Genomic DNA, 14,030 nt, shown 5'->3' with positions numbered 1-14,030 from the left:
CCGGGCAGGATGACGGGGCGCCGGATGCTCGTCAGTCAGCGACACACGCAGGGCGTCTAGCCCTGCGACTCATCGAAACAATAACGCCCCTTGCCCCGACGCTTGGCTTCATACATCGCTGAGTCGGCCGCGCGAATCAGGTCTTCGACCTTGCAGCCACTGTCTGGTAAACAGGCAATGCCAACGCTGGCCCCCAGGGGAAACGCGTCCTGATCGGCAGACACCTGCCTGATCAGTTTCTCTGCCACGGCCGCCGCGTCCGCCGGGCCATGCAAGCCTTCCACGATCACGGTGAATTCGTCACCGCCAATTCGCGCCAACCGGTCATAAGGCCGCAAACACGCCTGCAACTGACTGCTGACCCACCGCAAAGCCTCGTCGCCGCGCTCATGGCTCTGGGTGTCGTTGATCTGCTTGAAACCATCCAGATCGAGGTACAACAGCGCACTCATCTGCCCGCTGCGCTGAGTCCGCGAGATGGCCGCCTGCAACGCCTGAATGAAACCGCGACGATTGAGCAATCCGGTCAACGCGTCGGTGACCGTCAGATTTTCCAGCTGGCGATGCAGTTCGCGCACCACCGACATGTCCAGCGCCAGCAAGATCATGGCCTGCTGCCCCTCGGGTAATGGCGAACAGGACAACGCCACCGGAACGCTTCTGCCATCGCGACTGCGCAGGTTGGCGTCGTGCAGGCGAAAGCTTTCGCCGCGCTGCCAGTGATCCCGCCAAACCGAGTGCTGCCAGTCGTCTTCGTGAGGCGTCTCGATCCAGCCCAGCAATGGCGTGCCCTGTAGCGCATCGCCGACGCAGCCGAGCATGCGCGTGATCGCCGGGTTGGCGAAGCGGATCAGGCCATCGCTGCCGACCACCAGAATGCCCTCGGCAGTGTTGTCCAGAATCGAGGCATTGAACGCGCGCTCGCGCTCCAGTTGCTGGCTGGTCTGCAACAAACCACGCCGGTAGCGGTCATGTTCCAGCAGCACGCGGGCCTTGTGCAGCAGCATGTTCGGCTGCACCGGTTTGGTCATGAAATCCACGGCACCGGCGGAATAGCCCTGATCCAGCACCGCGTCGGTCTGGCGAATGCCGGAAATGAAAATGATGGGGGTAAAACGGGTTTGCGGATCGGCACGCATGCGCCGGGCGACTTCGAAGCCGTCCATGCCCGGCATCTGCACATCCAGCAGCACCAGGCCGATAGTGGCCTGAGCCATGCACGCCAGGGCACTCACCCCGGAGTTCACGCAATGCACCGTCCGGCCAAGCTCTTCGAGCAACTCCTGCATTTCCGCCAGGTTTTCTTCCTGGTCGTCCACCACAAGGATGCCCGTTGCCTGCTCTTGTCCTTGCAACACAACCACCTCCCTGTTCACCCGCCTCCCGAATCGTTTGCCAGAGAGACTGCACGGGTAAACGTCGCCACAGCATAGCTGTGGCTGGAGGTTGTCGCGTTACCAGTCACTCAAACGGAGATATCGACCTGTTCAACTGACGAGCCGATACAGGTACTCGACAAACTTCTCGCCTTCAGGCGCTGTCGATGAACTGAGTGCATCCAGCAACTCTCGTATTCTTGATTTGAAGAAAGTCCCTGCGGCCTCATCCCAGTCACTTCCCTGGGTCAAACCATACATATCAATGAACGTCAGTCGGCTGGAAAAGGTAAACAACGGAACGCCGCTATAAGCCTGGTTTTTGACTTGCCACTTCCATTTTCCATCGCTTTGCGTCGGGATGAGCTGTTCCAGCCGGGCCATGTGCTGTTCATCCGGCCCTGCGAAGCCAACGCCGTGGCCCCACACGCCTACACCGACAATCAACTCCGGCAGGCCGTCTGATGAAGGTGAAAGGTCATAGCAGCTTCTGGCCAGTACCCCGGCCCAGACGATCAATGAGGATTCATTTGCCTTATGCCCTCCAACCGTCAGCGCAGAACCGAAAAACTCCGGCGGCACCAATTGTCCGAGATGGGCCTCTCTCAGCGGAAATTGATCACTCGCTGCCATCAACGTCGCCAATCCCTGTGAAAGCTCGCGCTTTGCAATACTCCCCAACTGCGTCATGCCTTGGGAAAGTCTGTCATAAGCCGGAAGTACAACAATGTCACTCAGCTCGAAGTGGGTTCCTGCCATTCCGATGTCCTCCATATATTGCGTGATCTTCGTGCCCAGATAATGAAGCGCGGTCTGTTCATCGCGTTGCTTGCAGCAGCGACGAATGACATTGAACACCCGACTCCAGTAACTGACCGGTCCGGTCCAGCCAGGTGGCGGATCGGTGGTAAACGTGAGAAAGGCGACGCCGCCATGTTTTTCCGGTCGACTGTTCCGGTAAGCCTGATACAGCTGCAGTTGATTCTGTTCTTCACCGGTTTCAGCGCTCTCATAGGAGGTAAAACCGGCTGAGACCTTGTTTTCGATGATCAGGAAAAAGTCCTTGCCCTGCCCCACCAGATCCGGTCGTTTTCCGGTGGCATCGCGGTAGCCCGGGCCAATGATGTGTTGCGTGTCCCAGCGCACGGTTGCCAGCGTGGCTGCATCGCCAAGGGTGCCGGGGTCATAGTCGAATATCCCCTTCAACACCTCTGCGAGTAGGCCGGCCGAAGTGGCAAGTCTCAACCACTCGGCCAACAACTCGGTCAGATAATCCTCCGAGGCGTTTCTGAATTCCGATTGTTTGTAGCGGTATAACCTGGAGAAAAACGTCATGGTGTCCCTTTATGAACTCGATTGCGCCGAGCCATTCGCGGCTCAGTTCAACATGGACAGCGACTTGAGCAATGCTTCAAGCCCATCAGGCACCAATGGCGATTCGGCACTGAATGCGCGGCTGTCGAGCCAACGCGCGCTGAACGTTTCGCCATTGCTTTCCTGCCCTTCCACCGAGGCTTGTTGGTAGATGGCTGGATTGTCGAAACGGGCATCGTAGATCTGCACGATCTCGTGATGGGGCTTGCCGAGGTAGGTGAAGATGTTTTCCAGCGTGCCTAACAGGCGAAGGTCGCTGATCGACTCTCTCAGTTCTTCATGAACTTCCCTGACCAAGGTATCGGCACTGCTTTCACCGAACTCGATGCCGCCACCGATCGGGCGAAAGAGGGTCTGTTGCTTGACCGAGTCGGGGAATGCATTGACCAGAATCTTGCCCTGATGGTGGAAGACACATAAGGCAAGGGGGCGAATACGCAAGTCGGACACTTGAAAATTTCCTATAAGCATTGGCGTCGTGGTGCCATCCATTTGGCCGCCAAGGTTAACGCGCCTGAACCCGCTTTACATCTCCGGGCTGAGCTTTCAGAGCCCTGCTGCGCATAAAGCAGCGGCATATCCATATGTCTTTACGGTATTTAAATTAATTCTCTTATAGCTATAAATTCACAGCCACGACGCCAGCGTTACCCCGCTGTGCGCTATCGCCGATTTCATTGTTCAAGGAGCGTTCTGTGGCCAAACGTCTTTTTTCCCTGCCCCGCGCCGGCCGTCTGGGCACGGCGCTGTTGCTGGCCGCCAGCCTTGGCGCCGGCAGCCTGCTGACGACTCAATCCGCCCAGGCCGAGGGCCAATTGCGTATCGCCGAACAGTTCGGCGTCGTGTACCTGCTGCTGAATGTGGCGCGGGATCAGCATTTGATCGAAAAACACGGCAAGCAGGCCGGCATCGACATTAAGGTCGACTGGACGCAATTGTCCGGAGGCTCGGCGGTCAACGACGCCCTGCTGTCCGGCGCGGTCGACATTGCCGGAGCCGGTGTCGGCCCGCTGCTGACCATCTGGGACCGCACCCAAGGCAAGCAGAACGTCAAGGCGGTGGCGTCTCTCGGCAACTTCCCTTACTACCTGGTCAGTAATAACCCTAAGGTGAAATCCATCGCCGATTTCACTGAAAAAGACCGCATCGCGGTGCCGGCGGTGGGCGTGTCCGTACAGTCGCGCTTCCTGCAACTGGCATCGGCGAAACTCTGGGGTGATGCCGACTACGCGCGACTGGACAAATACACCGTCAACCTGCCCCATCCGGACGCCAGTAATGCCATCAAGACGGGGGGCACCGAGCTGACCGCGCATTTCTCCAACCCGCCCTTCCAGGAGCAGGAACTGGAAAACAGTAACGTTCACGTCGTGCTCAATTCCTACGATGTGCTCGGCCCTAACTCGCCAACGCTATTGTTTGCGACGGAAAAATTCCGCCAGGACAATCCGAAAACTTACCAGGCCTTCATCGACGCGCTGGTTGAAGCTTCCGATTACATCAAGCGGGACAAGGCCGGGGCTGCCGACACCTACATTCGGGTGACGCAATCGAAAGTGGACCGCGCACAATTGATCAAGGTCATCGACAACCCGCAGTTCGAATTCACCATCAACCCGAAAAACACCTACCCGCTGGCAGAGTTCCTCTACCGCGTCGGTGCGATCAAGACCAAGCCTGCCTCGTGGAAGGACTACTTCTTCCAGGATGCCAAATTGCTGGAAGGCAGCTGATCGCCTCAGGCGGCGCGAGTCAGGTAATTGATGAACAGCCGGTACAGCTCGGTGTTGGTCGAAATCTCCAGGCGCTGATAGATGTTGTGCTTGTGGACTTTCACCGTGCCTTCGGAGATACCCAGCACCCGCGCTATCGACCCATTGCTGTGGCCCTGCAGGATCAGCTTGGCGATGTAGCGCTGGGTTTCGGTGAGCTGGCCCTGCAGGATCTCGACGAAGGCGTCTTCGGACTGCATATCCGGGCTGTCCGGTGCGGCGTAACAGTCGCTGTGCCTGAGCCGACAGTGCAGTTCCAGCAACGAATTGACGATCGGCGCCAGCGTCTTCAGCGCGTCCATTTCATGAGGCTGAAACGTCCCGCCGGGGGCGCCGCGCATCAGCGAATAGACCACTGCTACCCGCGGTGCGACGGGAATGATCAAACCGACCTCTTCGATCAGGGCGCCATGGTGCGAGGACACGCACGGGTGAATGTCTCTGGAAATGGCGAAGCCTGACGAGAAGAAACTGTCCGGCGCCAGTTCACTCATTCGCCACACGCCTGCCGGATGGTCGTGAGTGCAGGCCACATAGAACGGATCGAGCAGATAGCCACCACGCAGGTACGCAGCCAACGTGCTCTGCGGCACCGAGCCGTGGTAGCCGTCGTGGATCAGCACGGCGTTGTGGTTGAAGCGGAAGAGATAGATGCAGCTCATGTCGAAATCGAGGGTCGGCTTGAGTGCAGCATCCAGAGCGCGGCCCAGATGATCACTGCCCACCGCACCGATCAGTGCGGCCAGCGTTTTGACGTCTTCGACTTTCATGTTTCTGCCTGGCCCGAGTGTCTGAGTGCCCGATTGTCCATTCGAGGCAAATGCCCCGGGGCGCGACAGCACGCGCCCCGGGGCCGCCGATGATACAAGCGAAGTCACCACGGTTCAGGACAATTGTGCGCTCGCACCGTAAGGGCGCTCGGCCTCGTCCTGCCGGCCCAGCTCCAGGGCCTTGGGCACCGCCAGCCAGTACGCCAGGGCAATACCGATCAAGCCGCCGAGCAGCTTGCCGACGATGACCGGGCCGATGATGCTGGGCTGGAAGTTGGCGGAGTACGCCAGGTGATCGCCGAAAGTGAAGGCGGCGCACACGGCGAAGGCAATCACCAGCACCTTGTCCTTGGGCGGCATGTCCGCCACCAACCGGAACATGGCGAGGATATTGGCCGACGCGGCGAGGATGCCGGCAGCCCCTACCGGCGACAGGCCCAGGCGGGCGGCGACTTTCTCGATAGGCCGGGACAGGAAGTGCTTGATCAGGTAGACCATCGGGAAAGCTCCGCAGAGCATGATGCCCACGTAGCCGGCAATCTCCAGGGCACGGAACTGATCCTCCTTGTCAGCGATGATCGGCGCAAAGCCCCAACTGCCGAACACCGTGCTGAAAAACTGAGTGAAGTACTCGACGATGGACGCCACCAGAATCAGGGTCACGGCGGCATACATCACCTGCCCCAGCTTGAGGAACAGGTAAACCATCAACCCCGGAAAAAAGCGCAAGGCGGCGGCCAGCACAGCGCAGAACAGGATCAACGGCATCAGGTTGCGAATCAGCATCGGCAAGCTGTAATGCAGCATCTGCGTGGCCGCGCCGCTGGTGGCGATGTCGGGCCGCACGCCGATCTCCAGCAGATCCAGCCCCATGGCGATCATGATGATGCTCAGCGGAATCGCCAGAAGCCCGGCCATGATGCCCAGCGCCATGTACTTGTGATCGGCCTTGTTGAGCATCGCCAGCCCTACCGGAATCACGAAGATGATGGTCGAGCCGGACTGAAAGCCGGTGATCAGCCCTAGAATCCAGCCTTCAGGGCTTTGCGACAGCGCCTGTGCCAGTTGATAGCCGCCCAGGTCCGAGGCGATGAAAATCGGACCGGCAATCCCGGCATCGGCGCCCATGGCCAGAAACAGCGGGCCGATCACCGTGCTGATGAAATGGGAAATGAACGGAATCGCCGCCATGATCCCGGCCACCGGGATGAAGATCGGGCCGATGCTGTGCAGCCCGGCGTTGAACTCCTTGCCCAGCTCGGATTCGGCGTTGTAGATCGATGCCACGGCGCCCAGGACGGCGCACGCCATGATCAGATAAATGACGTAGGTGCCTATGTGTTCCATTGCTGCCTCTCGCTAATTGTAAGAGTTTATGGTGCTGGCAGTTTTGAAGTGAAACGCGGGTGTTGTCGGGACGTGCCGTGCGCGGCTCTGGTGGGCGCATCGGCAGCGAGGTTCACAACGCGGTGTAGCCGTTGTCCACGAACAGGTGGGCGCCGTTGACGAAGCTGGCATCGTCGCTGGCGAGAAACAGCGCAGCCTTGGCCACTTCTTCCGGGTCGCACAGCCGGCCCTGCATCGAGGCAATGTTCTCGTCCGAGACTTCCACCCCCAGGCCACGCAACAGTTGCAGCTCGCGCTGCCCGTGCGCCGTGCCGATGAAGCCTGGACACACCGCATTGCTGCGGATGTTGCGGTCACGGTATTCCACGGCGATCGCCCGGGCGAACATGTGACAGGCCCCCTTGGTGGTGCAATACAGCACCTCCATCGGCGTGCCGACCACTGCCGAGATCGACGACGTGCAGATGATGCTGCCGCCGCCCGAGGCGATCATGTTCGGCAACACAGCCTTGGTGACCAGAAACATGCCTTTGACGTTGATGCCCATCAGCCGGTCCCATTCGGACTCGGTGGTTTCCAGAAACGGGCCGGCCGCGATGTTCCCGGCGTGGTTCATCAACACGTTGATCGCGCCGAAACGCTCTTCGGCGTGGCGTATCGCCCGCTCGACCTGCTCGGACGACGAGACATCGGCAGACACGAAGCAGGCTTCGCCGCCTGCCGCGTTGATCCGTGCCGCCACGGCCTCGCCCTGGCTGTTGGGCAGGTCAAGAATCGCGACCTTTGCGCCCTCCCGGGCAAACAGTTCACTGGCCGCCAGACCACAGCCGCCGGCACCGCCGGTGATCAGTGCCACTTTGCCTTGCAATCGCGCCATCGTATTTTCCTCTTGGTCGCTGTTTGGCTGATGTGGGCGCAACCTATGACGAGGGCTTGCAGACGTCCATATATCGGGAGATATACAGAGTGTTAACCCGTTGACTAATAAAGGAATTTATATTGATTTTTTGAATTTTCGCAGCGCTGTTCCTTGCCTCGAAACGCGCTGACGTCACAGCGTTGTAGCGTTGCTCAGGCATGATCGCCGTTTATTTTTGCGCTGCATTCGGAGGTTCCCGTGAAAACCATCCTGGCGGGCGTGCTGCAAATCGCCTATCTCGAACATGGCCCCACCGACGGCCCCGTGGCGGTGCTGTTGCACGGCTTTCCGTACGACGTGCATGCCTACGACGCGGTGGCCGAGCAGCTGGCGCAGGCCGGGTGCCGTTGCATCACGCCTTATCTGCGCGGCTATGGCCCTACCCGCTTCATCGATGCGACGACGCCGCGCTCCGGCGAACAGGCGGCGCTCGGTGCCGACCTGCTGGCCTTGCTTGACGCGTTGAAGATCCCGCGCGCGGTGCTGGCCGGTTACGACTGGGGTGGCCGGGCAGCCTGTGTGGTCGCAGCGTTGCGGCCGGAACGGGTGATCGGTCTGGTCAGTGGCGACCCGGGCTACAACATTCAGGACATTGCCGCCGCCAACACGCCCGCCTCGCCGGAAACCGAGCGCCGCCTCTGGTATCAGTACTACCTGCATGGCGACCGCGGTCATGCAGGTCTCACAGCCAACCGCGATGCGTTCTGTCGACTGCTGTGGCAGCAATGGTCGCCGAGCTGGTCGTTCAGCGAAGCCACCTACCAGGCCAGTGCGGAGTCGTTCGCCAACCCTGATTTCGTCGAGGTGGTGGTTCATTCCTATCGCCACCGCTTCGGCCTGGTCGAGGGCGACCCACGTTATAGAAAGATCGAGCAGGCGCTGGCTCAGCGCCCGCCGATCAGCGTGCCGAGCGTACTCCTCAGCGGCGCCGATGACGGCGTGTCCTCCAGACGCAGCGACAGCGCCGCCGTACGCGGCTTCAGCGGCCCGGTGCGCCGACAGGTGCTGGCCGGTGTCGGGCATAACGTACCGCAAGAGGCTCCGGCAGCCTTTGCCGAGGCGGTGCTCAGCCTGTTGCCCGGATAGAACTCTGGGCATCAAAAGCCGGACTTCTACGGGTGATGCGCATGGCAATGCCTTTGATTCTGGCCGCAGGCCCGTAGGAGCGCGCTTGCCCGCATCTGGCGCGTAGCGGCAGTGAAACCGGGCGACTCGGTTGTGTCAGACAAACCGCGTGCATCGGTTTTACGACGACTGCGGTCGAGCGCGACCCCGCCGCTCGCAGGACAAGCCAGCTCCTACAAGTTTGCGGCGTACGTCTTGTAGCAGTCCGGCTTGCCGGCGGAAGGGCCCGCTAGATCGCTGCCGCCGGCAAGCTGGATGCGACGGGTGATGCGCGCGGTGATGTCTTTGATTCTGGCCGCAGGCCGTGGGAGGGAGCTCTGCTCGCGATCTGGCGCGTAGCGGCAGTAAAACCGGGCGACTCGGTGTTGTCAGAAGCACCGCGCGCACCGCTTTTACGACGGGTACCCCGCCGGTCGCAGGACAAGCCAGCTCCTACAGGTTTGAGGCGTACGTGTTGTAGCAGTCCGGCTTGCCGGCGGAGACGTCCGCAAGACCGCCGCCGGCAAGCCGGGCTGCTACGGGTGATGTGTACGGCAATGCCATTGATTCTGGCCGCAGGCCGTGGGAGGGAGCTCTGCTCGCGATCTGGCGCGCAGCGGCAGTGAAACCGGGCGACTCGGTGGTGTCCGATACACCGCGTTTACCGGTTTCACGACGGGTTCCCCGCCGCTCGCAGGGCAAGCCAGCTCCTACAGGTTTGCGGTGTACGTGTTGTAGCAGTCCGGCTTGCCGGCGGTAGCGCCCGCCAGATCGTCACCGCCGGCAAGCCGGACTGCTACGGGGTTGTGATGACAGGCAGCGACATCAGCCCTGCCAACCACCGCCGAGCGCCTTGTACAGGTCGACGGCAGCGATCCGCTCCGCCAGTCGCTCGCTGATCAGCCCCTGTTGCGCCGAAAACAATGTGCGTTGTGCGTCCAGCAGTGTCAGCGAGCTGTCGACTCCGGTGTGATAACGCGCCTCCGCCAGGCGGTAGTACTCGTTGCTTGCGGTCACCAGTTGCTGTTGCGCCTCGACTTGCCGGCGATGGGTGGCGGTCGCCGCCAACCCGTCGCTGACTTCGCGAAAGCCGGTCTGGATCGCACCTTCGTAGCGAGCCACGTTGATGTCCCTGGTGATTTTTGCTGCATCCAGACTGGCTTGCAGGCTACCGGCGTTGAAGATCGGCAGGCTGATCTGTGGCGCGAACAGCCAGCTGCCGGAACCTGCGTTGAACAACCCCGCTAGCTCGCTGCTGGACGTGCCGCCTGCAGCGGTGAGGCTGATCCTCGGAAAAAACGCTGCCCGCGCCGCGCCGATATCGGCATTGGCGGCCATCAATTGATGCTCGGCTTGCAGGATGTCGGGCCGTTGATTCAGCAAGTCCGAGGGCAAGCCCACCGGAATCTCGCTCAGGGGCGACGGGGCCTGAGCGGCCATCTGCGAACCCGCAGGCAGATCGGCACCCAGCAGCATCACCAGCAGGTTGCGGTCTTCGGCCACTTGCCGCAGGTATTGCTGATAGCGACTTTGAGCCTCGCGCAGCAGGGTTTCGGTCTGCCGTACCGCCAGCAGGGTCGCGGTACCGACATCGGCGCTGCGCTGCGTCAACTGGTAACTCTGCTGGTAAGTGTCCACGGTGCTGCGGGTCAGTTTCAGCAATTGCTGATCGGCCTGCCAAGTCAGCCAGGCGTTGGCAACGTTGGCGATCAGGCTGATCTGCACGGTCCGTTGCGCCTGGCTGGTCGCCAGGTATTGCTGCAACGCCTCTTCGCTCAGGCTGTGTACGCGACCGAACAGGTCCAGCTCGTAGCTCATGTTCAGGCCGACACGGTATTGGCCTTCGGTATTGGCTTGGCCGCCCGGCGACAGATCGGCCGGCAATCTTTGTCGACTACCGCTTGCATCCGCTGTCACCTGTGGCAGCAGGTCTGCCTGACGGATGCGGTATCTGGCCTGATAAGCCGCAACGTTCAGGGTTGCCACGCGCAGGTCGCGGTTGTTGCGCAAAGCCGTCTCGATCAGAGGCTGCAACGCGGGATCGCGAAAGAAGCTGCGCCAGGCAAGACTGGCCACCGGCTGAGCGCCGCTGTCGGGCACCTCGGGATATTGTGCAGCGACCGGCATTGCCGGACGCTCATAGGCCGGGATCAGCGAGCAACCGCCCAGCAGGAAGGCGGCCAGCGCCAGCGAAACGATTCGGCTATTCATGCTGCAGGCTCCGGTTGTGGTTCGCGCTCATCCGCCTGACGGGAGACACGGCCAAAGAAGGAAGAAACGCTGACGTAAAACAGCGGTACCCAGAAGATCGCCAGCAGGGTCGCAGTGAGCATCCCGCCAATGACGCCGGTGCCGATGGCATGCTGGCTGCCGGAACCGGCGCCATAGGAAATCGCCAGCGGAATCACGCCGAGGATGAACGCCATCGACGTCATCACGATCGGCCGCAGGCGCTGCCGGGCCGCTTCGATGGCGGCGTCCGCGTAACTCATGCCCTCCTCGCGCAGCGCCTTGGCGAATTCAACGATCAGAATTGCGTTTTTCGCCGACAGCCCTACGGTGGTGAGCAGGCCGACCTGGAAAAACACGTCGTTGGACAGCCCACGCAACAGCGTGGCGAGCAAGGCACCAATCACGCCCAGCGGCACGACCAGCATCACCGCCAACGGAATCGACCAGCTCTCGTAGAGTGCCGCCAGGCACAGGAACACCACCAGAATCGACAAGGCATACATGGCGGGCGCCTGGGCACCGGACAGCTGCTCTTCATAGGACAAGCCGGTCCACGCGTAACCGATCCCGGGCGGCAGCTGACGGGCGATCCTTTCCACCTCGGCCATGGCTTCGCCGGTGCTGTAGCCGGGTGCCGGTACGCCGAGGATTTCCTCAGCCGGCACACCGTTGTAACGGGCCAGTTTCGGCGAGCCGTACAACCACTTGCCGGAGGCAAAGGCGGAGAACGGCACCATCTTGCCGGCGGCGTTGCGCACAAACCATTTGTCCAGGTCTTCCGGGTTCATTCGCGCAGCGGCCTGACCTTGCAGGAACACCTTCTTGACCCGGCCACGGTCGATGAAGTCGTTGACGTAGTTGCCGCCGAAGGCCACCGACAGCGTGGTGTTGATGTCGCTGTGGCTGACACCCTGGGCACGGGCGCGCTGATCGTCGATCAACAATTGGTATTGCGGCTCGTCATTCAGGCCGTTCAAGCGCACGGCGGCGAGCACCTTGCTCTGTGCGGCCAGTTGCAGGAACTGCTTGCGCGCCGCATCCAGCGCCTCGTGACCGACACCCGACTGATCCTGCAGGAACACATCGAAGCCGGACGCATTGCCAAGCTCGCGCACCGCCGGCGGCACGATGGCGAACACCAGCGCATCGCGGAACGTCTTGAAATGCGCCTGGGCACGTTTGGCCAGCGCCTCGGCGGAATCCTGCGGGCCGCGTTGCTCCCAGGGTTTGAGCAGCACGAAGGACAACCCCGAACTCTGACCGCGACCGGCAAAGTTGAAGCCGTTGACCGTGAACACCGCGTCCACGGCATTGGCCTCACCGCCTTGTTCGGGGCTGGCAAGCAAATACTCCCGAACCTGATCGAGCACCTGCTGGGTGCGCGCTGCGGTGGAACCGGCCGGGGTCTGGATCTGGGTGAAGATCACGCCCTGGTCTTCTTCCGGCAAAAAGGCCGTGGGGATCCGGGCAAACAGCAGGATCATGCCGGCCGCGATCAGCGCGTAGGCCAGCAGCGCCGGCGCCTTGTGGCGCAACAGGCCGGCGACACCGCGCTCGTAACGGCTCACGCCATGCTCGAAACCGCGGTTGAAGGTACGGAAAAACGCCAGATTCGCCAGGCCACGGCCCGACACGTGGGGTTTGAGCAAGGTCGCGCACAATGCCGGGGTGAAGATCAGAGCGGTCAGCACCGACAGGGCCATGGCCGAAACAATGGTGATCGAGAACTGCCGGTAGATCACCCCGGTCGAGCCGTCGAAAAACGCCATCGGCAGCATCACCGCCGACAGCACCATGGCAATGCCCACCAGCGCGCCCTGAATCTGCTGCATCGATTTGCGCGTCGCGTCCTTGGGCGACAGGCCCTCGTCGTGCATCACCCGCTCGACGTTTTCGACCACCACGATGGCGTCGTCCACCAACAGCCCGATGGCGAGGACCATGCCGAACATCGACAGCGTATTGATGGTGAACCCGGTGGCCGCCAGCACGCCGAAGGTGCCCAGCAACACCACCGGCACAGTGAGAGTGGTGATCAGCGTGGCGCGAAGGTTCTGCAGGAACAGCAGCATGACGAAAAACACCAGCACTACGGCTTCGCCCAGGGTGTGGAAGACACCGAGAATCGAATCGCGCACCACCGGCGTGGTGTCATACGGGTAAACCACTTTCATGCCTTGAGGAAAGAACGGCTGCAGGCGGTCGAGGGTCTGGCGAATGGCGCGGGTGGTGTCCAGTGCATTGGCGCCGGGGGCCAGGCGAATGCCAATGCCAGAGGCTGGCTTGCCGTTGAACTGGGCGTTGACGCTGTAGGTTTCGCCGCCCAGGGCAATGTCGGCGACATCGCCGAGCACCACGTGGGAACCGTCGGGGTTGACCTTGAGCAGAATGTCCTTGAACTCGTCGGCGCTCTGCAGGCGGGTCTTGCCGATGATGGTGGCGTTGAGCTGTTGGTCAGGCAACGCCGGCAGGCCGCCCAACTGGCCGGACGAAATCTGCACGTTTTGCGCCTGAATCGCGGTTTTCACATCCACCGGCGTGAGCTGGTAGTTGTTGAGCTTCGCCGGATCCAGCCAGATGCGCATCGCGTACTGGGCACCGAACACCTGGAAGTCGCCAACGCCCGGTGTGCGCGACAGCGGGTCCTGCATGTTCGACACCACGTAGTTGGCCAGGTCTTCCCGCGACATGCTGCCGTCTTCGGAAATCACCCCGACCACGATCAGGTAGTTTTTCACCGCCTTGGTCACGCGGATGCCCTGCTGCTGCACTTCCTGCGGCAGCAACGGCGTCGCCAGGTTGAGTTTGTTCTGCACCTGTACCTGAGCGATGTCCGGGTTGGTGCCCTGATTGAACGTCACCGTGATAGTCATGGTGCCGTCCGAGTTGCTCTCGGAACTCACATAGCGCAGGTTGTCGATGCCGTTGAGCTGCTGCTCGATGACCTGCACCACGGTGTCCTGCACGGTCTGGGCGGAGGCGCCCGGATAGGTGACCTGAATGGAAATCGCCGGTGGCGCGATGTCCGGGTACTGGTTGATCGGCAGTTTCAGGATCGACAGCCCGCCGGCGAGCATGACGATCAGGGCAATCACCCAGGCAAAGACGGGACGCTCGATAAAGAAGCGCGACATGG

At 61.4% G+C, this 14,030-nt stretch carries 10 protein-coding genes; 2 read left to right on the top strand and 8 right to left on the bottom strand.

Annotated features, from left to right (window positions below; translation table 11 throughout):
• Window positions 1–56: 56 nt before the first annotated feature.
• The 3 genes from ACIPL0_RS07170 to ACIPL0_RS07160 all read right to left on the bottom strand — a co-directional run bounded on the left by ACIPL0_RS07170 (window position 57) and on the right by ACIPL0_RS07160 (window position 3,200).
• A complete protein-coding gene (locus ACIPL0_RS07170; RefSeq protein ID WP_400731469.1) occupies window positions 57–1,358 on the bottom strand; it encodes a diguanylate cyclase domain-containing protein in 1,302 nt (433 codons plus the stop codon).
• Between the two features lie 129 nt (window positions 1,359–1,487).
• A complete protein-coding gene (locus ACIPL0_RS07165; RefSeq protein ID WP_400731468.1) occupies window positions 1,488–2,711 on the bottom strand; it encodes a hypothetical protein in 1,224 nt (407 codons plus the stop codon).
• A gap of 42 nt (window positions 2,712–2,753) precedes the next feature.
• Window positions 2,754–3,200 (bottom strand): NUDIX hydrolase, encoded by a 447-nt coding sequence (locus tag ACIPL0_RS07160; protein WP_400731517.1) that lies wholly within the window; start codon window positions 3,198–3,200, stop codon window positions 2,754–2,756.
• 245 nt (window positions 3,201–3,445) lie between these two features.
• On the opposite strand from ACIPL0_RS07160, the gene ACIPL0_RS07155 reads away from it, so the two are divergent.
• Window positions 3,446–4,483, top strand: a complete 1,038-nt coding sequence (locus ACIPL0_RS07155; RefSeq protein WP_400731467.1) for an ABC transporter substrate-binding protein — start codon at window positions 3,446–3,448, stop codon at window positions 4,481–4,483.
• Window positions 4,484–4,488: 5 nt separating this feature from the next.
• Here ACIPL0_RS07155 and ACIPL0_RS07150 read toward each other — a convergent pair whose 3' ends face one another.
• From ACIPL0_RS07150 to ACIPL0_RS07140, 3 genes are all read right to left on the bottom strand, one after another.
• Window positions 4,489–5,292: a LuxR C-terminal-related transcriptional regulator gene (locus ACIPL0_RS07150; protein WP_400731466.1), complete on the bottom strand. Its 804-nt coding sequence runs from the start codon at window positions 5,290–5,292 to the stop codon at window positions 4,489–4,491.
• 114 nt (window positions 5,293–5,406) lie between these two features.
• Window positions 5,407–6,639 (bottom strand): ethanolamine utilization protein EutH, encoded by a 1,233-nt coding sequence (gene eutH, locus ACIPL0_RS07145; protein WP_400731465.1) that lies wholly within the window; start codon window positions 6,637–6,639, stop codon window positions 5,407–5,409.
• Window positions 6,640–6,751: 112 nt separating this feature from the next.
• Window positions 6,752–7,516, bottom strand: a complete 765-nt coding sequence (locus tag ACIPL0_RS07140) for an SDR family NAD(P)-dependent oxidoreductase (protein WP_400731464.1) — start codon at window positions 7,514–7,516, stop codon at window positions 6,752–6,754.
• 222 nt (window positions 7,517–7,738) lie between these two features.
• On the opposite strand from ACIPL0_RS07140, the gene ACIPL0_RS07135 reads away from it, so the two are divergent.
• Window positions 7,739–8,644 carry an alpha/beta fold hydrolase gene (locus tag ACIPL0_RS07135; RefSeq protein WP_400731516.1) on the top strand — a complete coding sequence of 302 codons (906 nt, stop codon included), beginning with the start codon at window positions 7,739–7,741 and terminating at the stop codon, window positions 8,642–8,644.
• Window positions 8,645–9,487: 843 nt separating this feature from the next.
• Here the strand turns inward: ACIPL0_RS07135 and ACIPL0_RS07130 are convergent.
• Both ACIPL0_RS07130 and ACIPL0_RS07125 read right to left on the bottom strand, forming a co-directional pair.
• Complete coding sequence (locus ACIPL0_RS07130; RefSeq protein WP_400731463.1) at window positions 9,488–10,873, bottom strand: efflux transporter outer membrane subunit; 1,386 nt, start codon at window positions 10,871–10,873, stop codon at window positions 9,488–9,490.
• Window positions 10,870–14,028, bottom strand: a complete 3,159-nt coding sequence (locus ACIPL0_RS07125; RefSeq protein ID WP_400731462.1) for an efflux RND transporter permease subunit — start codon at window positions 14,026–14,028, stop codon at window positions 10,870–10,872. Before ACIPL0_RS07125 ends, ACIPL0_RS07130 begins: the two co-directional genes overlap by 4 nt.
• Window positions 14,029–14,030 lie beyond the last annotated feature (2 nt).

The organism is Pseudomonas sp. NPDC090208, from assembly GCF_044746785.1.
Lineage (GTDB): Bacteria > Pseudomonadota > Gammaproteobacteria > Pseudomonadales > Pseudomonadaceae > Aquipseudomonas.
The sequence above is the reverse complement of the archived record's forward strand: the minus strand, read 5'-3'. Positions and strand labels throughout refer to the sequence as shown.

Coding starts and splice junctions, on each gene's coding strand:
- ACIPL0_RS07165 (WP_400731468.1), bottom strand. CDS start 2,711: ATGACGTTTTTCTCCAGGTTATACCGCTACAAACAATCGGAATTCAGA.
- ACIPL0_RS07150 (WP_400731466.1), bottom strand. CDS start 5,292: ATGAAAGTCGAAGACGTCAAAACGCTGGCCGCACTGATCGGTGCGGTG.
- eutH (WP_400731465.1), bottom strand. CDS start 6,639: ATGGAACACATAGGCACCTACGTCATTTATCTGATCATGGCGTGCGCC.
- ACIPL0_RS07140 (WP_400731464.1), bottom strand. CDS start 7,516: ATGGCGCGATTGCAAGGCAAAGTGGCACTGATCACCGGCGGTGCCGGC.
- ACIPL0_RS07130 (WP_400731463.1), bottom strand. CDS start 10,873: ATGAATAGCCGAATCGTTTCGCTGGCGCTGGCCGCCTTCCTGCTGGGC.
- ACIPL0_RS07125 (WP_400731462.1), bottom strand. CDS start 14,028: ATGTCGCGCTTCTTTATCGAGCGTCCCGTCTTTGCCTGGGTGATTGCC.